Origin of the sequence: Pseudomonas sp. MH9.2, from assembly GCF_034353875.1 — a bacterium.
Lineage (GTDB): Bacteria > Pseudomonadota > Gammaproteobacteria > Pseudomonadales > Pseudomonadaceae > Aquipseudomonas.
On the sequence record NZ_CP133784.1, the window covers coordinates 1,772,491 to 1,792,360 of the forward strand.

The window sequence follows — 19,870 nt, forward strand, 5'->3', positions numbered from 1 at the left end:
GCTAACCCCTTTAGAGAACCGCTTTCGGGTAGGAACCCAGCACCTTGAGTGCCACCGCTTCCTGACTGATCTGTTCCAACACGGCCTTGATCAATGGATCACGGTGATGGCCGACGAAGTCGATAAAGAACACGTAGGTCCATTTACCGCTGCGTGAAGGTCGGGTTTCGATACGGGTCAGGTCGATTCCGTTCTCATGGAAGGGCACCAGCAATTCATGCAGCGCGCCTGGTTTGTTGCTCATCGACACGATGATCGAGGTCTTGTCGTCGCCAGTCGGCGGGACTTCTTGACTGCCGATGATCAGGAAACGCGTGGCGTTATCCGGGCGATCTTCGATTTTTTCTGCGATACGGGTCAGGCCGTACAGCCCTGCCGCCATATCGCCGGCGATGGCCGCCGAGTTCCACTCACCCTTGACCCGCTTGGCCGCTTCGGCGTTGCTGGCAACGGCGATGCGCTCGACATTCGGGTAATGCGCGTCCAGCCACTTGCGGCACTGGGCCAGCGACTGGGCGTGGGAGTAGATGCGGCTGATGCTGTCGGTCTTGGTATTTTCACCGACCAATAAATGGTGGTGAATACGCAATTCGACTTCGCCACAGATGACCATGTCGTGTTCGAGAAAGCTGTCGAGGGTGTGGTTGACCGCGCCTTCGGTGGAATTTTCCACCGGGACCACGCCAAAATTCACCGCGCCGGCTGCGACTTCACGGAACACTTCATCAATGGCACCCATCGGCAAGCTGATGACAGCGTGACCAAAGTGCTTCATGGCTGCAGCTTGGGTGAAGGTGCCTTCAGGACCGAGGTAAGCCACTTTCAGCGGCTGCTCCAGCGCCAGGCACGAGGACATGATTTCGCGGAACAAGCGCGCCATTTCCTCGTTGCCCAACGGCCCCTTGTTGCGATCCATGACACGCTTGAGCACTTGGGCTTCGCGTTCTGGACGGTAGAACACTGGCACTTCGCCTTCAGTGAGCGTGGCCATTTTCACCCGCGCAACTTCTTGCGCACAGCGCGCACGCTCACTGATCAACTCCAGGACTTTCTCGTCCAGGCTGTCAATGCGGATGCGCAGCGCCTTGAGTTCTTGCTCAGACATTAGCCGTGTTCCTTCTCGAACTCTGCCATGTACGCCACCAGGGCGTTGACCCCATGGATGTCGACGGCGTTGTAGATGGAGGCACGCATGCCGCCAACCGAACGATGGCCCTTGAGGTTGAGCAGACCACGTGCTTCGGCGCCGACCAGGAACGGCTTGTCCAGACGATCATCGGCCAGACGGAACGGCACGTTCATCCACGAGCGATCGGGTTTGTTGATCGGGTTGCTGTACAGGCCGCTGGCGTCGATGAAGTCGTACAGCGTGCGCTGTTTGATGTCATTGAGCTTGCCGATGGCTTCGACGCCACCCTGCTCTTTGAGCCATTCGAACACCAGTCCGGACAGGTACCAGGATAGAGTCGGCGGGGTGTTGTACATCGACGCGTTGTCGGCGGCGACTTTGTAGTTGAGCATGGTCGGACAGATTGTACGGGCACGACCGAGCAGGTCTTCGCGAATGATCACGACGACAATACCGCTCGGGCCGATATTTTTCTGGGCGCCCGCGTAGATCATGCCGAACCTGGAAACGTCCACGGGGCGCGACAGGATGTCCGAGGACATGTCAGCCACCAGCGGGATATCGCCGGTTTCAGGAATCCAGCTGAATTCCAGGCCGCCAATGGTTTCATTGGGTGCGTAGTGAACGTAGGCAGCGTCTTTGGACAGCTTCCACTCGTTCTGGCCAGGAATGGCGAAATAGTCGTAAGGCTTGGCGCTGGCAGCGATGTTGACGTTGCCGAAGCGCGATGCTTCTTCAATTGCTTTCTGCGACCAGATACCGGTGTCGATGTAATCGGCACTGGCGTTTTCCGGCAACAGATTGAGCGGAATCTGGGCAAATTGCTGGCTTGCGCCGCCTTGCAGAAACAGCACTTTATAGTTTGAGGGGATGCTCATCAGGTCGCGCAGATCTTGCTCGGCCTTGTTGGCAATGGAGACGAACTCATCACTGCGATGACTCATTTCCATGACGGACAGGCCTTTGCCATGCCAGTCCAGGAGTTCTGCCTGGGCACGCAGCAGAACAGCTTCAGGGAGCGCAGCAGGACCTGCGCAGAAGTTAAAAGCTCGCTTGCTCATATCCACTCTCGTCAATGCTTGGGTCTGTACGCGTTGCACGTGTATCAAATCTGTAGGAGCTGACTTGTCTGCGATAAGCCGGGGTCGCGCTCGACTCGGTACGACCTTCCGACGGTAGTGAATTCACTATTTTTGCTAGCGCTTCGCACTAGATCGCAGACAAGTCAGCTCCTCCAGGAATTCGTGTTCGGCCGGGCATCTGTTTCTGGCCGAAGGCCGTAGGAGCTGACTTGTCTGCGATAGGGGCATACCTGATAGATACACCGCGTCAAACCATTCGCAGACAAGTCTGCTCCTACAGGTATCGCATTACTCTTCTTCCGGGGCGTCGACTTGCTGGGATTCGTCGATGTCGCTGACATCCAGCACTTCGCCTTCAAGCACTTCGCCTTCCAACACCTCACCCTCTTCGAACTCTTCGCCTTCGACTTCCGATGGCTCCTGAACACGCTCCAGGCCGACCAGTTTTTCGTCGCTGGCGAGTTTGATCAAGGTTACACCCTGGGTATTACGACCCAAACTGGACACTTCATCAACACGGGTACGAACCAAGGTGCCCTGGTCGGAAATCAACATGATTTCTTCGCCGTCGAGCACTTGTACCGCACCGACCAAACGGCCATTACGGTCGTTGCTGACCATGGCGATAACGCCCTGACCGCCACGTTTGTACTCAGGGAACTCGGTAATCGCAGTGCGCTTGCCGAAACCACGCTCGGACGCGGTGAGAATCTGGCTGCCTTCTTCCGGGATCAGCATGGAAATCAGCTTCTGACCTTCTGGCAGACGCATGCCGCGCACACCGCGAGCGGTACGGCCCATGGCACGAACGTCGGACTCTTTAAAGCGTGTCACTTTGCCGCCGTCGGAGAACAGCATGACTTCGCGTTCGCCGTCAGTGATGGCGGCGGAAATCAGGATGTCGCCTTCGTCCAGCTCCAGCGCGATCAGGCCAACACTGCGTTGACGGCTGAATTGCACCAGCGGGGTTTTCTTCACGGTGCCGTTGGCAGTCGACATGAAGATGAACGGAGCTTTCTTCCTGTCTTCCGCCTTGATGCGGGCCTTTCTGTCTTCTTCGCTCTCGTCGCTTGCTACGTCGTCCAGTTCTGGAGTGATGACATCGTCACCGCCTTCTTCTTCGGACTTCTTGCGCATGGCTTCCATGTCTACCGGCAGCATGGTGGTGATGTATTCACCCTCACTCAGCGGCAACAGATTGACCAACGGACGACCACGGGCAGCACGCGACGCTTCCGGAATTTCGTATGTCTTGAGCCAGTACACCTTGCCTTTGCTGGAGAACATCAACAGCGTGGTGTGACTGTTGGCGACCAGCAGGTGAGCAATGTAGTCCTCATCCTTGACGCCGGTAGCCGATTTGCCTTTACCGCCACGGCGTTGAGCCTGGTAGACGGCCAACGGCTGAGTCTTGGCATAACCACCGTGAGAGATAGTAACGACACGCTCTTCTTCGGTGATCAGGTCGCCGAGGGTCAGGTCCAGACGCGCATCGAGAATCTCGGTGCGGCGCACATCGCCGTATTCAGCGCGGATCAGCTCCAGCTCTTCGCGGATGACTTCCATCAGACGTTCGGCGCTGTTGAGAATACGCAGCAGTTCGCCGATCTGGGTGAGGATTTCCTGGTATTCGGTCAGCAGTTTTTCGTGTTCGAGACCGGTCAGACGGTGCAGACGCAGTTCCAGAATCGCCTGAGCCTGTTCCGGCGACAGGAAATACTTGCCGTCACGCAGGCCATATTGCGGGTCAAGGTTGTCCGGACGGCAGGAATCTGCGCCGGCACGCTCAACCATTTCCACAACAGCACTGGATTCCCACGGTGTTTCGATCAGCGCTGCCTTGGCTTCAGCCGGTGTCGGCGAAGCTTTGATCAACGCGATAACCGGGTCGATGTTCGACAGGGCGACCGCTTGACCTTCGAGCAGGTGACCACGTTCACGGGCTTTACGCAGTTCGAAAACGGTACGGCGGGTGACGACTTCGCGACGGTGGCGAACGAATGCTTCCAGCAGATCCTTAAGGTTGAGGATCCGCGGACGGCCATCGATCAGCGCTACGATGTTGATACCGAAAACGCTTTGCAGCTGGGTCTGGGCGTAGAGGTTGTTGAGGATCACCTCAGGCACTTCGCCACGACGCAGTTCGATCACTACGCGCATGCCGTCTTTGTCGGACTCGTCGCGCAGTTCAGTGATGCCTTCGAGCTTTTTCTCTTTGACCAGCTCGGCGATCTTCTCGATCAGACGTGCTTTGTTCAGCTGGTACGGGAGTTCGGTGATGACGATCTGCTGACGACCACCGACCTTGTCGATGTCTTCGACCATCGAGCGGGCACGCATGTAAATGCGCCCACGACCGGTGCGATAGGCTTCGACGATACCGGCACGACCGTTGATGATCGCGGCCGTCGGGAAGTCAGGACCCGGGATGTATTGCATCAGCTCATCGATGGTCAACTCAGGGTTGTCGATGAGCGCCAGGCAACCGTCGATGACTTCACCGAGGTTGTGCGGCGGAATGTTGGTCGCCATGCCCACGGCGATACCGCTCGAGCCGTTGACCAGCAAGTTGGGGATACGGGTCGGCATGACCGCAGGGATCATTTCGGTGCCGTCGTAGTTCGGCACCCAGTCCACGGTTTCTTTATGCAGGTCGGCCAGCAGTTCGTGGGCCAGCTTGGTCATCCGGACTTCGGTGTATCGCATGGCTGCGGCGTTGTCGCCGTCCACCGAACCGAAGTTGCCCTGGCCGTCTACCAACAGGTAGCGCAGGGAGAATGGCTGAGCCATCCGTACGATAGTGTCGTAAACAGCAGTATCACCATGCGGGTGGTACTTACCGATAACGTCGCCGACCACACGGGCAGATTTCTTGTACGGCTTGTTCCAGTCGTTACCCAGTTCGCTCATCGCGAAGAGTACACGCCGATGCACGGGCTTCAAGCCATCACGCGCATCCGGCAGTGCCCGTCCGACGATTACGCTCATCGCGTAGTCGAGGTAGGACTGTTTCAGCTCGTCTTCGATATTGACCGGGAGGATTTCTTTGGCCAGTTCGCCCATGAGAAGCCTGATTCCTTTTTCTGGTGAAACCTCGTCACATCCATGCGGGACGAACGAAGCTCGCCGCTGCAGGCATTTGCCATGCAACGACTTACGACAAATCAACGAGTTATGCCATGGATCTGCGCAGTAAAGGCAGGCGCATCGCGCTACCCTGGAAACCGCCGAATGTTATCACAAACGCGATCAGGGACCTATCCCCTGGATAGCCTGCCAAAACACTAATCGACCAACGATCGGCCTTTATAGCGCCTCTGAGGGCCCTGCATGCGTTTTGACGATCCCGCCCTGTGTCGATTTCGATTCTGATCGAAGGTCTGCAGGAGGGCCCATATAAGATCAATGCAACCGCTTGCGGCACATCAGTTGCGCCATTTTGGCGGTGTCGGGGCGCTCGACGATGCCTTTCTCGGTCACGATGGCGTCGATCAAGTCTGCTGGCGTCACATCGAACACCGGGTTGAACGCGTCGACATCAGCCCCTACACGCTGGCCGCCGAGCTCCAGCAACTCTCGACCGTCACGCTCTTCGATGGGGATGTCTTCACCACTGGCCAAGGCCATGTCGATGGTCGAACTCGGCGCCACTACCATGAAGCGCACGCCGTGGTGCATGGCGGCAACGGCCAGTTGATAGGTGCCGATCTTGTTCGCCACGTCACCGTTGGCGGTGATGCGGTCGGCGCCGACGATGACCCAGGTAATGCCTTTGGTGCGCATCAGGTACGCCGCGGCCGAATCGGCAGTGACGGTGACAGGGATGCCCTCATTCGCCAGTTCCCAAGCCGTCAAACGCGAGCCTTGCAGCCATGGCCGGGTTTCATCGGCGTAAACGCGCTCGATCATGCCTTCCAGGTACGCCGCACGGATCACCCCCAGCGCGGTGCCGAAGCCGCCAGTCGCCAGCGCGCCCGTGTTGCAGTGGGTCAGCACGGTTTGCAGATTGCCCTGATGCTTGCGGATCAGGTCGGCACCGAGCTGGGCCATAGTCAGGTTGGCTTCGCGATCACTCAAGTGAATCCCCACTGCTTCCGCTTCGAGCGCCGCCAAAGGTGATTCGCTGCCCTTCAAGCGCTGCAGACGGTCGCGCATGCGATTCAGCGCCCAGAACAGGTTGACGGCGGTGGGCCGCGACTCGGCAAGCACGGTGAAGTCTTCTTCCAATGCTGCCTGCCAGTCGCCGCCAGCGGCAAAACGCTCGCGCGCTGCCAACACCACGCCATAGGCCGCACTGATACCGATGGCGGGCGCACCGCGCACGACCATCGAGCGAATGGCCTCAGCCACGCCCGCCGCGCTGGTGTACGTGTGCCAGGTTTCCTCGAAGGGCAACACGCGCTGATCAAGCAGATGCAGAGCGCCATCCCGCCAATCGATGGCCTTCACCTTCTCCGCAGCCAATAGTCGATCGCGCATTCCACACCCCATGTACTTAAAAATAGAAAGCCAAGATCGAGAGCAAAGCATAAAAAGCCGCTGATTATAGCGAGCCGCCCAAGAAGACGCTCGGGTATACTTCGCCGGCCCTGAATATAAGCTCTGGATGTCCTGCCATGCCCAATCCTGCTGCCCCGCTCGACCTGCTGCTCCTGCCCACCTGGCTGGTGCCGGTCGAACCTGCTGGCGTGGTCCTCAAAGAGCACGGCCTGGGCATTCGCGACGGCCTTATCGTGTACATCGGCCCCAGAGCCGAAGCGTTGAAGCAAACCGCGCTGCAAGTGCGCGAACTGCCTGGCATGCTCCTCAGCCCTGGTCTGATAAATGCCCACGGGCATGCTGCCATGACCTTGTTTCGCGGTCTGGCCGACGACTTGCAACTGATGACCTGGCTGGAGCGGCATATCTGGCCTGCCGAAGCCAAATGGGTCGATGAAGCCTTCGTCCGCGATGGTACTGACCTGGCGATTGCCGAGCAGTTGAAAGGCGGCATCACCTGCTTCTCTGATATGTATTTCTTCCCCAAGGTGGCCAGCGAACGTGTGCACAACAGCGGCATCCGCGCACAAATCACCGTGCCGGTCCTGGACTTCCCTATTCCCGGCGCACGCACCCCCGAGGAAGCACTGCACACTGGCGTCGAGTTGTTTAACGACCTCAAGCATCACCCACGAATAAACGTCGCCTTCGGCCCCCATGCACCCTATACCATCAGCGATGAAAACCTGGAAAAAATCCGGGTCCTGGCTGACGAACTCGACGCGATGATTCACATGCACATGCATGAAACCGCGTTCGAAGTTGAGCAATCCGTCGAGCACCGCAATGAGCGGCCTCTGGCACGTCTGGGCCGACTGGGTCTTTTGAGCCCACGCTTTCAAGCGGTACACATGACCCAGGTCAGCGATGAGGACATGGCTTTGCTGGTAGAAAGTAACGCCAGCGTGATCCACTGTCCGGAATCGAACCTGAAACTCGCCAGCGGCTTTTGCCCGGTAGAGCGCTTGTGGCAGGCTGGAGTCAATGTCGCGGTGGGCACCGATGGCGCAGCCAGCAACAACGACCTGGACCTGCTCGGCGAAACCCGCACTGCGGCCTTGCTGGCCAAGGCTGTCGCGGGGTCGGCTACCGCACTGGACGCGCACCGCGCCCTGCGCATGGCCACCCTGAACGGCGCCCGCGCCATGGGTATCCAGGCGCAAACAGGCTCGCTGGAGATCGGCAAGGCTGCGGATCTCGCCGCCTTCGACCTGTCCGGGCTGGCCCAGCAACCGGTGTATGACCCGGTATCGCAGCTTATATATGCCACCGGGCGCGACTGCGTAACCCACGTCTGGGTCGCTGGCAAGCAACTGCTCGAGGACAAGTGCCTGACGCGGATGGATGAACAAGCGCTTATTGAAACGGCTAAAAGCTGGGGCCAGCGCATTCATGGCCATAAAGAGCAGCAGAAAACAGAATAAAGACCGTCCGAACCCTCGTTCGAACGCTCGCCAGCATTATCAAGTTTAAGAGGACATCCCATGAGCAACGTTGACCACGCTGAAATCGCCAAATTCGAAGCACTGGCCCATCGCTGGTGGGACCGCAACAGCGAATTCAAGCCGCTGCATGACATTAACCCGCTGCGGGTCAACTGGATTGACGAGCGCGTCCAGCTGGCCGGTAAAAAGGTGCTGGACGTCGGTTGCGGCGGCGGCATTCTCAGTGAAGCCATGGCCCTGCGTGGCGCCACGGTAATGGGCATCGACATGGGCGAAGCGCCGTTGGCGGTCGCGCAGTTGCACCAATTGGAATCGGGCGTGACCGTCGACTACCGGCAGACCACCGCCGAAGACCTCGCGGAAGAAATGCCCGAGCAGTTCGACGTGGTGACGTGCCTGGAGATGCTGGAGCACGTCCCGGACCCGTCGTCGGTGATTCGCGCCTGCTTCCGCATGGTCAAACCGGGTGGCCAGGTGTTTTTCTCCACCATCAACCGCAACCCCAAGGCGTACCTGTTTGCCATCGTCGGCGCGGAGTACATCATGGGCCTGTTGCCACGCGGCACCCACGACTTCAAGAAATTCATCCGCCCTTCCGAGCTGGGTGCCTGGAGTCGCGAAGCCGGTTTGCAGGTCAAGGACATCATCGGCATGACCTACAACCCGCTGACCAAGCATTACAAGCTGGCGTCCGATGTCGACGTCAATTACATGATCCAGACACTTCGAGAGGCATAAGGACATGCGTTTGAGAGCGGTTTTATTCGACATGGACGGCACGTTGCTCGATACCGCGCCGGATTTCATCGCGATCTGCCAGAGCATGCTTGCCGATCGCGGCCTGGCGTCGGTGTCGGACAAACTGATTCGCGATGAAATTTCCGGCGGCGCCCGGGCGATGGTCGCGGCGACGTTCGCCCTGTCGCCGATGGAACCTGAGTTTGAAGCGCTGCGCCTGGAGTTTCTCGAGCGCTATCAGACCAACTGTGCCGTCCACAGCACGCTGTTCGATGGCATGGCCGAGTTACTGATCGACATTGAGAAAGCCAATCTGATCTGGGGTGTGGTTACCAACAAGCCCGTGCGCTTTGCCCAACCGATCATGGAGCAACTGGGTTTGGCCGAGCGCTCGGCAATCCTGATCTGTCCGGACCACGTGACCAACAGCAAGCCACACCCGGAGCCTTTGATTCTGGCGTGCAGCATGCTCAACCTGGACCCGGCCAGCGTGCTATTCGTCGGCGATGACCTACGTGACATCGAGTCCGGACGCGACGCTGGCACCAAAACCGCAGCCGTGCGTTATGGCTACATTCACCCCGACGACAACCCCGATCATTGGGGTGCCGATGTAGTGGTCGATCATCCACTGGACCTGCGCAAGGTGCTGGATAACGCATTGTGTCGCTGCTGAAGAATAGACTGATCTGCTTCCGGCCATAGGCTGCAGGAGACGGGTGCCTTTTTAATTGTTGAGGTTTTTAATGTTTGATTATTCCGCTCGTCCCGAACTGCTCAAGGATCGGGTGATTCTGGTCACCGGCGCTGGCCGTGGCATTGGTGCGGCTGCCGCCAAGGCCTTCGCTGCACATGGCGCCACGGTATTGCTGTTGGGCAAGACCGAAGCCAATCTGACTCAGGTCTATGACGAGATCGAAGCCGCGGGCCATCCTCAGCCAGCCGTGATCCCCTTCAATCTGGAAACTGCCCTGCCGCACCAGTATGACGAACTAGCCGCGATGATCGAGACTGAATTCGGCCATCTGGACGGTTTGCTGCACAACGCATCGATCATTGGCCCGCGCACGCCGACCGAACAGTTGTCCGGCGAGAACTTCATGCGCGTGATGCACGTCAACGTCAACGCGATGTTTATGCTCACCAGCACCTTGCTGCCACTGCTCAAGCTGTCCCAGGACGCCTCGGTGGTGTTCACCTCCAGCAGTGTCGGGCGCAAGGGTCGTGCTTATTGGGGCGCTTACGGGGTGTCCAAGTTCGCCACTGAAGGCTTTATGCAGAGCCTCGCCGACGAACTGGAAACGGTCTCTTCGGTGCGCGCCAACAGCATTAACCCGGGCGCCACACGCACCAGCATGCGTGCGCAGGCTTACCCAGGTGAAAACCCGCTGAACAACCCGACCCCCGAAGAAATCATGCCCCTCTACCTGTACTTGATGGGTCCTGACAGCACCGGCATCAACGGCCAGGCTTTCGACGCTCAGTGAAAGCCGTTGCGCTGTAGCAAAGCAAATCCAATCGAAGAATCGGGCTTGATATTGAGGTGACATAATTCTGTCACCTCAATCAGTTTGGTGGCCGAAGGCTACCAATCGAGTCAAGGAACCGCCTACCCTGCAACACCTCCCCGTTTTATAGTTCCCTAACTAGCTGAATATCAATGCATTTAATTAAATGAACTGTTTGGCACGACTTTCGCTCTAAAACACCAGCTAAGACTGCGTTATGTGTTTTAGGAGTAAAAACATGAATTCTTCTACCCAGACCAACGCAATCGACTTCGACAGCGCTAAATTGCAACGACTGGGATTTGGCCAACAACACAACGCCGCCCAGCGGCCTGTCGATTTGGCACAATTGCGCCATCAGCTTGGCCTGCAATTACAAACCAGCCTTGAACCGGAAAGAATCCTGACGATTTTTTTTCGCGGCATTCAGCGCATGATCCCGCTCATGGCACTGAGTTACGAACACCGCGCCAGCGACCTGCACCTTAAAGTGGGTGAGCGTGGGCACCATCGTGTCAGTTACAGTTTGAGCAATGAAGGCGAACACCTGGGCGAACTGGTCTTTCAGCGTAACCAGCGTTTTTCCGAACGCGAATTGGCCCAGTTTGAATCTTTGCTGCCTTGCCTGTTATTCCCTCTGCGAAACGCCCTGCTCTATCGCGAGGCGACACTGAGTGCCCTGCGCGATCCGTTGACCTGTACCGGCAACCGAATCGCCATGGATCAAACCCTGTCTCGGGAAATCGAAGTCGCCCACCGTCATAAACACCCGCTGTCCTTGCTGATGCTCGATATCGACCACTTCAAGCGGGTCAATGACGATTACGGCCATAGCACGGGCGATGAAGTGCTCAAAGCCGTCGCAAACTCAATCAAGGCCCAACTGCGCAATATCGATATGGTGTTTCGTTTTGGGGGTGAGGAGTTCTTGATCGTGCTCTCGAACACCGGGCGCGAAGCCGCTGCAATGGTCGGCGAGCGCCTGCGTCTGGCGGCGACCCATCTGACCTATCCAATGCTGGATCACCCGATTGAACTGAGCGTCAGCCTGGGGTGCGCCACGCTGTTGCCGGCCGAGTCGGCCGAAAGTATTCTGCGCCGCGCAGACAGCGCGCTGTACGTAGCCAAGCGTCAGGGGCGCAACCGTCTGGCGATGGCGGGCTAAGCTCGATTAACTCGTTTGCCAAGCCTGCCCGTCACTCAGTTTTCAACCAGCATCATGTGTTCACGCGACTGCGTCGCCTGCTCCAGCTGCATGCAGCGTTCCAGAAACAGGTACATGTAGTCGTAACTCTTGGTGACTGCCTGACGCAGCTCAGTCTGCAATTGGATACTGGGGTTGTTACCGGCCAGCGTGCAGATAATTTCCAATGCTTCCCAAGGATGCGAGTCGTCATATTGAGCGTGCATTTTCAGCCATTTCATGGCGCGCTTACGCTGATCTTCCGGGAAAGCGTCGGCATACACCCCGTTTGAGCAGACAAGTGCCGACCATTCACCGGTGGCGCCTTCAATGGCATAGTTAGTCGCCGCAATAGCGACGATCAGCGAGTCAGACGAACTGGAATGCCAACACCAATGGCTCAGAGCATGCAATTCAGGTGGAACTTGCTGGGCCTGCAACTCTTCAAGGCTGACCCCGTGGGCCAGGCTCCAGTTCACCCAATAATCAGCATGATTGAGTTCGACGCGAATATTGCGCATTAACCAACGACGCGCCATGTCCTCACCCGGATGACGGGCGAAGCGGGTTTTTGTCAGGTTCTGCGCCATGTACAGGGCGAACTGTTCAACCACCGGCCAGCCACCGATCAAGTACTGCCGCATGGTTTTCGAACTCAGGCGGCCATCGCGCATCCGCTGATATAACTCATGCCCTACCACTCGGCGCTTGGCTTCACTGCACTCTTGAATCAACTGCTGTGCCCACGCCGGATAACTGGTTGCTTCCATGAGCGGACCAGTTCTGCAGAAAGTATCGATCACTGTTTTGGCCTCCTTTTTTTGTGGTGTCATTGTTCGGTCGCGCACTGCGTTTTAGCGGAATGCTCCTGGCACCCTGAACAACAAAGGTGCTGGGCGAACCGGCCGGGAATACAGACTTTCACACGTAAACACTTGCGGGCGCTGGATGATATAGCCCTGCGCGAAATCGACGCCGATCTCTAGCAGTGCCTGTTCAATCTGCGGCGTTTCGACAAACTCGGCAATGGTCCGTTTGCCCATCACATGCCCGATATGGTTGATCACTTCAACCATCGCGCGATTGACAGGATCATCCAGCATGTCCTTTACAAAACTGCCATCGATCTTCAAAAAGTCTACTGGCAGATGTTTGAGGTAGGCGAACGACGACATCCCCGCACAAAAGTCATCCAGCGAGAACAGACATCCCAAGCCTTTTAGCTCATTAATAAAGCGGATGGCACTGCCCAGGTTTGAAATGGCACTGATCTCCGTGATCTCAAAACAAATCAGGTCGGGCGGTATTTGGTACGTATCGAATTGCTCTTTCAGGTACGCCAGAAAAGCATCATCGCCAATACTGGTCCCCGACAGGTTGATCGCGCATATCGCCATCGGCCCGCTGTGCTTTGCCTCGCGCAGGCATTGCGCGATGACCTTGAATACGTTCTGCACCACCCAGCGATCCAGCGTGGTCATCAGGCCATAGCGCTCGGCAGCCGGAATAAAGCTGTCCGGCAGAATCATCTGACCTGTTTCATCGCGTAGTCGCAGGAGAATTTCGATGTGCCCTCCCGCATGTTCACCGACATTCCCCAAGTCGGCGATTTCCTGGGAATACAGGCAGAAACGATTCTCTTCGAGGGCCATGTGCAGCCGCTGCACCCAGGCCATTTCGCCGAAACGCATGGACAGCTCAGAGTCGTCTGCGTGGTAGACCTGCACTCGGTTGCGGCCCTTCTCTTTGGCCATATAGCACGCCATGTCGGCCGTACGCAGTGAGGCCTCGAGGGTAGTCGGCACATGGGTAATGTGCACCAACCCAATACTGATGGTGGTGACGAAAGGCCGACCCTTCCAGACAAAATGCAGGCTTTGCACGGTTTGGCGCAAGCTTTCAGCAATGATTTCGGCTGTTTCCTGCGGGCAGTTCTCCAGAAGGATGCCGAACTCATCACCGCCCAGTCGCGCCAGGGTGTCGCCTTCGCGCAAGCCCTGTTGCAGCAAGGTACAAATGTGCCGTAGCAACTCATCCCCCGCAGCGTGACCACTGGTGTCATTGACCAGCTTGAATTGGTCAAGATCGAGAAACAACAGCGAATGGCGACCGGCATGACGCGCCAGATTACTGAGCGTCTGCTCCAGTCGATATTCAAACTCGCGCCGGTTGGCCAGCCCGGTCAATGCATCGTGGGTCGCCTGCCAGGACAGATTGGCGATGTATTGCTGCTCTTGGGTCATGTCATGCAGAACCAGCACGGCACCGCTGACTTTGCCGCCGGACTGGATCGGCGACCCCACCAGCGCTACTGACACCGTGGAGCCGTCCAGACGCTGAATAGACTGCGAATGTTCGCTGGCGCTACTCAGCTTGCCGCCCAGGATGTGTTCTATCAGGGTGAAACTGTCTTTCTGGTCGTTCTCATCCAGCAGATTGAACAGCGCAGCCAGCGGCAAACCACTGGCCTGCTCGCTCTTCCAATGGGTCAGGTGCTCGGCTGCCGGGTTCATGTAAGTGATCGAGCCCTCGACATCGGTGGTGATCACCCCGTCGCCTATGGACTCCAGCGTGATTTGCGCCCGCTCTTTTTCCAATTGCAGCGCACTGGCGAAAGCGTGCCGCTGTGTCAGCAATTTATGCGTGCGCAGCAGGGCCAGAAGAATCAGCACCACCGCCGTTGCCAGGTTGGTGATCAGCAACAGGCGCAGAATGAACCGCGAACCCTCCCCCAGCGCATCGCTGAAGGCTTTGGCTGCGGGAGTCACACCCTCATTGATCGCATTGATCTGAGACTTCCAGCCACGCACATCATCGTTGGTCGCACTGCCCTGGCTGATACGGGTGTGCATCTGCCGGGCAACGGCATCGAGTTGTACCAGGTAGCCGTCACCGACTTTCCACAACTCAATGGCTTTTTCCATGTAGCTGAAATGACGAAAGTTCAAATACAGCCAGATGATACTCGGGACGTCATCCGGGTGGTTTCCACCTTGCAGAATACCGAGACGAGCTGCTCCGATCTCAGGGATCGGTCCGTCGAGCGCGATCCGTAGATCATGACTACCCTGCGGAATGGCAATGGCTTGCTGGTACTTCTGATAGTGCTGCTCATCCCGACTGTTGGCATACAGGTTGAGGTAGTAAATGGCATCCTTTTGCCCTTTGGACCACATGCTCTCGCCGGCGACATACCCGCGAACGGCAGACAGCACATACAAGCTCACGCACCCCAGAAGCGTCTGGAACAGCACGACCGCTATAAATGGCCAAACAATGCCCAGCAAACGGGGCCTCTCCAGAATCCGCTTTTTCTTCATGGTTTCCCTTACATGAGCGTTTCTGATACTCACCCTGCAGCTTGAGTGATAGTCCTGGAAAGAGCCTAGGCTAAAACCGGACAAGACGGCAGACCATTTTCTCAAGTTTGAGACGCAATACCGCCCGGTGGCGCCCTTTCGTTGGCAGTCTATATAGAAGATAGAGGATGTATAAGAAATTCGTAGCGCTACGATTTATTTATAACCGGGTCTTCAGCAAGACCGTTTGGTTATTATATTTGCTGCAGATGACCGTACAGCTTTGCGTACAGGCCGCCCTCGGCGATCAATTGGTGGTGGTCGCCCTCTTCGGCAACGCGTCCGCCATCGAACACCAGGACCCGATCTGCCTGTTTCACCGCTGACAAGCGGTGGGCAATGATCAGGGTTGTCCGGCCGCTGAGGAAGTGCGCCAAGGCTTGGTGCAGGTTGTATTCAGTCGCTGCGTCGAGTGCCGAGGTGGCTTCGTCGAGAATCACCACTTTGGGGTCGGCCAAGACCATGCGCGCAATCGCCAGCCGCTGACGCTGACCACCGGACAAGCGCACGCCAGAACGCCCGACGATGCTGTCCAGCCCCTGCGGCAGGGCGCTGATGGTGTCGTCGAGCTGGGCGATTTCCAGCGCACGCCAGCAGGCTTCATCGGTGCGCTCACGGCCCATGGTCAGGTTGGCGCGTACCGTGTCGTTGAACAACGCCGGATGCTGGAGCACCACCGCGACGTGTTCGCGCACGGTTTCCAGACCGATCTCCTGCTGGCTTGCGCCGCCAAACCGGATGCTGCCCGCTTGAGGCGTATACAGTCCCAGCAGCAATTGGACCAAAGTGCTTTTGCCACCACCACTGGCGCCTACAATCGCAACCTTCTCTCCTGGGGCAATCGACAGGTTCAATTGATCCAGCACCAGTTCTTCGCCATACCCAAAACTCAGGCCACGCACCTCGATATCGACCGTTTCCCGCCCCGTGAACGGGTCTGTACCGCCAGGGTATTGCGGCTCATCGGCGCGCGCCAGCAACTGATTGATGCGGGTCAGCGCTCCGCCTGCGGCGTAGTAGGCGTATTGCAGATTGAGTAGTTGTTCCACCGGGCCGATCATGAACCACAGGTAGCTGAACACCGCGAGCATCTGGCCGATGGACAGGTCGGAAAACAATACGGTGAGCATCGCTGCCGCGCGGAAGATATCAATGCCGAACTGGAACAGCAGCCCGCTGGCCCGGCTTGAAGCATCGCTTTTCCATTGGGAGGCGATGGCGTAGTTGCGAACCTCTTGCGCCCGCACCCCCAGGCGCCCCAGAAAGAAGCCCTGGCGATTGCCGGCACGCACTTCCTGAATCGCATCCAGGGTTTCGGTCAGCGCCTGGGTGAAGCGAGAGGTGCTGTCGTTCTCGAGTTTTTTCAGGTGTTTGACCCGCTTGCCCAACTGCACCGTGGCGTAAATCACCAACGGGTTGAACAGCAGGATCAGCAGCGCCAACTGCCAATGCATCCAGACCAGAATGGCGGCGGTGCCGGTCAGGGTGAGCGTGGCGACGAGGAAACGGCTCAGGGTTTCGCCAACGAATTTGTCCAGGGTGTCGAGGTCGGTCACCAAATGCGTGGTGACCGTGCCGCTGCCCAGACTTTCGTACTCGCTGAGGGAGATGCGTTTGAGGCGCTCGATCAGACGTATCCGAATGCGGTAAACGATGTCCTTGGCCAGCCGGGCAAACAGGCGCGCCTGCAGCACATTGAACACCAACGCCCCCAGGCGCAGGGCAAACGTCACCAGCAACATCAGGCCGATGTAGCCCACCGCCTTATGCAGGCTGTCGGGCAGCAGGTGGTTCATGAATTTAAGCGCTGAATCGCCATGCCCGAGCAGCACTTCATCGACCAGCAAGGGCAGGAGCAAGGGGATTGGCACACTGCACAAGGTCGCCAGCACAGCCACGCCGTTGGCGATCCACAATGCCTTTTTATGATGAAGTGCCAGACGGCGAATTTCGGCCCAGCTTAGTCGATCAATACGAGGTGCAGCTTCAGGCAGGCTCGGTTGCTCATGCACAGGCAGCGCGCTCCAGCCAACGGCCGAGCAACGGAGCTAATTGGTCAAGAGGTTGATAACCGTTGGTCAGTAACGCCAACTGACCGTTGCGCTCGGCGAGCAACGTCGGAAAACCGGCGATGCCCAGATCCTGTACCCAGGTGAAATCCGCTGCCGTGGCCGCGCGCTGTTCAAGACTGTCGAACGCTTCAGCAAATTCGATTCGGGGCAAACCGGCCTGTTCCGCCAGCTCCACCAGAACCGAGGCGCGGGTCACATCGCGGCCTTCGACGTAGAACGCCTGCTGAATCAATTTGACCAGCGTCCAGGCGCTCTCCGGATCGAGGTCTCGCGCCGCGACCAGTGCGCGGCAAGCCGGCTCGGTGTCGTAGACAAAACCGTCCGGCAGCGCGCCCTCAAAACGAAATGGCTGACCGGTGGTGTTCGCCACCGCTTGCCAGTGTTCGAGGATATAACGCTTCGTGGTGGGTTCCAGCGCGGCACCGCTGCCCGTGCGCAACCCACCCGCTACCAGATGCAATGCAACGCCCGCCGCTTTCGCCTGCTGCACCAGAGCCTCGGCCACCGGAGCAAAGCCCCAGCACCATGAGCACATGGGGTCCATCACGTAGAGCAGGCGGGCTTGCATGTCTCAGGCCTCTGTTGGCAGTCGGTAGTTGCGACCAATCGGGTGCGGTTGATTGCGTGCCTTGGCCAATTCGATCTGCTTTTGCCGATCAATGGCGCTGCGGCGGGTCTTCTCGCTTAATTTATCCCAGCAGTGCGGGCAACTGATACCCGGTGCGTAGTGTTCGCTGGCACGGTCCTCAACGCTGATCGGGGTCCGACAGGCGTGGCACTGATCGTAATCGCCTTCGCTCAAGTCGTGGCGCACGGTGACGCGGTTGTCAAAAACGAAGCAGTCACCACGCCATAAGCTGTCTTGCTGCGGTACTTGCTCAAGGTATTTGAGGATGCCGCCCTTGAGATGATAGACCTCATCGAAGCCCTGACCGAGCATGTAGCTCGAGGCTTTTTCGCAGCGAATGCCACCCGTGCAAAACATGGCGACTTTCTTGTGCTTGGCTGGGTCGAAGTGGGCTTTGATGTAGTCCGGAAACTCGCGAAAACTGGTGGTTTTCGGATCGATGGCGCCTTCGAAGGTGCCAATCGAGACTTCGTAATCATTGCGGGTGTCGATCAGCAGGACTTCCGGATCGCTGATCAGCGCGTTCCAGTTTTCCGGATCGACGTAGGTGCCGACACTCTTGTTCGGGTCGACGCCTTCGACGCCCAAGGTGACGATTTCTTTCTTGAGTTTGACCTTGGTGCGATAGAACGGCTGATCATCGCAGTACGATTCTTTGTGATCGATATCGATCATGCGTGGATCGTTTTTCAACCAGGCCATCAAGCCGTCGATGCCTTCGCGGGTACCGGAAACGGTGCCGTTGATGCCTTCTTCAGCGATAAGCAGGGTGCCTTTGATGCCGTTATCGACCATCGCCTGCAACAGCGGCTCGCGCAGGGCGACGTAATCGGTGAGGGTGACGAATTTATACAAAGCCGCCACGACAATCTTTTGATTCATGCTGCGTCTCCAGGTGGGTGCTCTCGCAAAGAGCCGACCCGATGCAAAAAAAACGCGCCGGCTAATGCGGCGCGTTGTGGATTCTAACAAAACTGCAGAGGCATGGCTTGTTTCAGGTCATCGCGTGCGACCCGATTGGACCCGAGTCTGATACTGTCCGTCGGAGTCTTCTGTCAAACAACCTATAACCATCTGAAATATAAGATCATTTGTAGGAGCTGACCTGTCTGCGAATAAGCCCGACACGGGCTTCCGGCGGGTTTGGGTTTGACCCTGCAGCCATGATCTGGATCGAGCGGCAGCAGGTAAACCGCGTTGAATGGTCTTCGCAGCGGGACGCGTAGTGACAAGTCAACTCCCACGCCGGGCAGAAGCGCGACAGCAACGATCTGTCAGTGTTTGCTACCACCGGCGCAGGTCGGTGAATCTGGGGCCGCGCCGGTTTTCGCCCATTCTTCAGGCGTGTAGGTGTGCAGCGCCAGAGCGTGGAACTCGCTCATCAAATCACCCAGCGTGGCGTAAACCTTCTGGTGACGCTTGACTGCATTCAACCCGGCGAACTGATCACTGACCAGTACCGCCTTGAAGTGGGTCTGCAGACCACGGCTGTGCATGTGGCTTTCATCAAGCACTTGCAGATGCTGCGGCTGCAAGGCGGCCAAAGCCGCCTCGATTCGCTGTTGCATGGTCATGTCTGCCTTCATTTACGCCAACTGCGCTTATGGCTTTTTGGCCGGAGCAGCAGGAGCAACGGCTTTTGCCGGTTCCAGTTCTGCGGTCATGTCAGCCAGCAATTTGTTGACGACAGGCACTGCGCTTTCCAGTTTGCCCTGGGTCAATTGAGCCGACTGCTGAGTCAGTTCAGGCATCTTGGTCAGCACTTTCTTGCCCAATGGGGACTGATAGAACGCGACCAGATCCTTCAACTCGCTTTCGGTGAAGTTGGCGGTGTAGAGCTTGACCATGTCTGGCTTGAGCTTGTCCCAGCCGATAGCGCGGTCCAGGGCTGCGTTGGCTTTGGCCTGATAGGTCTCAAGCAGGGCCTTTTTCGACTCAGGGGCTTTGGTTTCGGCAAAGCGCTGCTGGAACATTTGCTGCACTTGCATGTAAACCGGTGTGCCCAGTTTGTCGGCATGAGCCAGCTTCAGGAATGTTTCAGCACTGGCGTTGTGGCTGGCGGTGTCGGCAAAAACCTGGCCGCTGGCGCATACCAGAGCAACCGCGGTACAGATGGCACGAAGACGGGTCATCGAGTTTCCTTATCATCTAGCAGGCGAGGCAGAACCCCAAGACCGGTCATTCTGC

The 19,870-nt window shown here is 57.7% G+C and carries 16 protein-coding genes; 5 read left to right on the top strand and 11 right to left on the bottom strand.

Features of this window, described 5'->3' with window-relative positions; all coding sequences use genetic code 11:
- Positions 1-10: 10 nt before the first annotated feature.
- The 4 genes from pheA to mtnA form a co-directional block, all read right to left on the bottom strand.
- A complete protein-coding gene (gene pheA / locus RHM55_RS08280) occupies positions 11-1,105 on the bottom strand; it encodes a prephenate dehydratase (protein ID WP_322181003.1) in 1,095 nt (364 codons plus the stop codon).
- Positions 1,105-2,190, bottom strand: a complete 1,086-nt coding sequence (serC, locus tag RHM55_RS08285; protein WP_322181005.1) for a 3-phosphoserine/phosphohydroxythreonine transaminase — start codon at positions 2,188-2,190, stop codon at positions 1,105-1,107. The genes pheA and serC overlap by 1 nt, the downstream gene beginning before the upstream one ends.
- Before the next feature lie 309 nt (positions 2,191-2,499).
- Positions 2,500-5,274 (bottom strand): DNA gyrase subunit A, encoded by a 2,775-nt coding sequence (gene gyrA / locus RHM55_RS08290; protein WP_322181007.1) that lies wholly within the window; start codon positions 5,272-5,274, stop codon positions 2,500-2,502.
- Positions 5,275-5,613: 339 nt separating this feature from the next.
- Positions 5,614-6,690 carry an S-methyl-5-thioribose-1-phosphate isomerase gene (mtnA, locus tag RHM55_RS08295; protein ID WP_322181009.1) on the bottom strand — a complete coding sequence of 359 codons (1,077 nt, stop codon included), beginning with the start codon at positions 6,688-6,690 and terminating at the stop codon, positions 5,614-5,616.
- A gap of 137 nt (positions 6,691-6,827) precedes the next feature.
- Between mtnA and RHM55_RS08300 the strand changes: the two genes are divergently transcribed.
- The 5 genes from RHM55_RS08300 (at position 6,828) to RHM55_RS08320 (ending at position 11,606) form a co-directional block, all read left to right on the top strand.
- A complete protein-coding gene (locus tag RHM55_RS08300; RefSeq protein ID WP_322181011.1) occupies positions 6,828-8,174 on the top strand; it encodes a TRZ/ATZ family hydrolase in 1,347 nt (448 codons plus the stop codon).
- A gap of 60 nt (positions 8,175-8,234) precedes the next feature.
- Entirely contained in the window at positions 8,235-8,933 is a 699-nt protein-coding gene (gene ubiG, locus RHM55_RS08305) for a bifunctional 2-polyprenyl-6-hydroxyphenol methylase/3-demethylubiquinol 3-O-methyltransferase UbiG (protein ID WP_322181013.1), read from the top strand.
- Between the two features lie 4 nt (positions 8,934-8,937).
- Complete coding sequence (mupP, locus tag RHM55_RS08310) at positions 8,938-9,609, top strand: N-acetylmuramic acid 6-phosphate phosphatase MupP (RefSeq protein ID WP_322181015.1); 672 nt, start codon at positions 8,938-8,940, stop codon at positions 9,607-9,609.
- Between the two features lie 70 nt (positions 9,610-9,679).
- On the top strand, positions 9,680-10,420 hold the full coding sequence (locus tag RHM55_RS08315) for a YciK family oxidoreductase (RefSeq protein ID WP_322181017.1): 741 nt from the start codon (positions 9,680-9,682) through the stop codon (positions 10,418-10,420).
- 259 nt (positions 10,421-10,679) lie between these two features.
- Positions 10,680-11,606 carry a GGDEF domain-containing protein gene (locus RHM55_RS08320; RefSeq protein ID WP_322181019.1) on the top strand — a complete coding sequence of 309 codons (927 nt, stop codon included), beginning with the start codon at positions 10,680-10,682 and terminating at the stop codon, positions 11,604-11,606.
- 35 nt (positions 11,607-11,641) lie between these two features.
- On the opposite strand, the gene RHM55_RS08325 is transcribed toward RHM55_RS08320, so the two are convergent.
- The 7 genes from RHM55_RS08325 to RHM55_RS08355 form a co-directional block, all read right to left on the bottom strand.
- Positions 11,642-12,457 carry a TenA family transcriptional regulator gene (locus RHM55_RS08325; RefSeq protein WP_407074664.1) on the bottom strand — a complete coding sequence of 272 codons (816 nt, stop codon included), beginning with the start codon at positions 12,455-12,457 and terminating at the stop codon, positions 11,642-11,644.
- A gap of 21 nt (positions 12,458-12,478) precedes the next feature.
- Positions 12,479-14,944 carry an EAL domain-containing protein gene (locus tag RHM55_RS08330; protein ID WP_322181023.1) on the bottom strand — a complete coding sequence of 822 codons (2,466 nt, stop codon included), beginning with the start codon at positions 14,942-14,944 and terminating at the stop codon, positions 12,479-12,481.
- Between the two features lie 233 nt (positions 14,945-15,177).
- The gene (locus tag RHM55_RS08335) at positions 15,178-16,977 is read right to left on the bottom strand and encodes an ABC transporter ATP-binding protein (protein WP_322182800.1); all 1,800 of its coding nucleotides are present in this window, start codon (positions 16,975-16,977) and stop codon (positions 15,178-15,180) included.
- 10 nt (positions 16,978-16,987) lie between these two features.
- Complete coding sequence (locus RHM55_RS08340) at positions 16,988-17,590, bottom strand: DsbA family protein (protein ID WP_322182802.1); 603 nt, start codon at positions 17,588-17,590, stop codon at positions 16,988-16,990.
- A gap of 36 nt (positions 17,591-17,626) precedes the next feature.
- Complete coding sequence (locus tag RHM55_RS08345; protein ID WP_322181025.1) at positions 17,627-18,565, bottom strand: rhodanese-related sulfurtransferase; 939 nt, start codon at positions 18,563-18,565, stop codon at positions 17,627-17,629.
- 392 nt (positions 18,566-18,957) lie between these two features.
- Positions 18,958-19,257: a BolA family protein gene (locus tag RHM55_RS08350; protein WP_322181027.1), complete on the bottom strand. Its 300-nt coding sequence runs from the start codon at positions 19,255-19,257 to the stop codon at positions 18,958-18,960.
- A 27-nt stretch (positions 19,258-19,284) separates the two neighbouring features.
- Positions 19,285-19,815, bottom strand: coding sequence for a DUF2059 domain-containing protein (locus tag RHM55_RS08355; RefSeq protein WP_219063900.1), 531 nt, complete (start codon positions 19,813-19,815; stop codon positions 19,285-19,287).
- Positions 19,816-19,870 lie beyond the last annotated feature (55 nt).

Excerpts from the sequence above, each read along its gene's own strand:
- pheA (WP_322181003.1), bottom strand. The coding sequence starts at position 1,105 with ATGTCTGAGCAAGAACTCAAGGCGCTGCGCATCCGCATTGACAGCCTG.
- serC (WP_322181005.1), bottom strand. The coding sequence starts at position 2,190 with ATGAGCAAGCGAGCTTTTAACTTCTGCGCAGGTCCTGCTGCGCTCCCT.
- gyrA (WP_322181007.1), bottom strand. The coding sequence starts at position 5,274 with ATGGGCGAACTGGCCAAAGAAATCCTCCCGGTCAATATCGAAGACGAG.
- mtnA (WP_322181009.1), bottom strand. The coding sequence starts at position 6,690 with ATGCGCGATCGACTATTGGCTGCGGAGAAGGTGAAGGCCATCGATTGG.
- RHM55_RS08300 (WP_322181011.1), top strand. The coding sequence starts at position 6,828 with ATGCCCAATCCTGCTGCCCCGCTCGACCTGCTGCTCCTGCCCACCTGG.
- ubiG (WP_322181013.1), top strand. The coding sequence starts at position 8,235 with ATGAGCAACGTTGACCACGCTGAAATCGCCAAATTCGAAGCACTGGCC.
- mupP (WP_322181015.1), top strand. The coding sequence starts at position 8,938 with ATGCGTTTGAGAGCGGTTTTATTCGACATGGACGGCACGTTGCTCGAT.
- RHM55_RS08315 (WP_322181017.1), top strand. The coding sequence starts at position 9,680 with ATGTTTGATTATTCCGCTCGTCCCGAACTGCTCAAGGATCGGGTGATT.
- RHM55_RS08320 (WP_322181019.1), top strand. The coding sequence starts at position 10,680 with ATGAATTCTTCTACCCAGACCAACGCAATCGACTTCGACAGCGCTAAA.
- RHM55_RS08325 (WP_407074664.1), bottom strand. The coding sequence starts at position 12,457 with ATGACACCACAAAAAAAGGAGGCCAAAACAGTGATCGATACTTTCTGC.
- RHM55_RS08330 (WP_322181023.1), bottom strand. The coding sequence starts at position 14,944 with ATGAAGAAAAAGCGGATTCTGGAGAGGCCCCGTTTGCTGGGCATTGTT.
- RHM55_RS08340 (WP_322182802.1), bottom strand. The coding sequence starts at position 17,590 with ATGTGCTCATGGTGCTGGGGCTTTGCTCCGGTGGCCGAGGCTCTGGTG.
- RHM55_RS08345 (WP_322181025.1), bottom strand. The coding sequence starts at position 18,565 with ATGAATCAAAAGATTGTCGTGGCGGCTTTGTATAAATTCGTCACCCTC.
- RHM55_RS08350 (WP_322181027.1), bottom strand. The coding sequence starts at position 19,257 with ATGACCATGCAACAGCGAATCGAGGCGGCTTTGGCCGCCTTGCAGCCG.
- RHM55_RS08355 (WP_219063900.1), bottom strand. The coding sequence starts at position 19,815 with ATGACCCGTCTTCGTGCCATCTGTACCGCGGTTGCTCTGGTATGCGCC.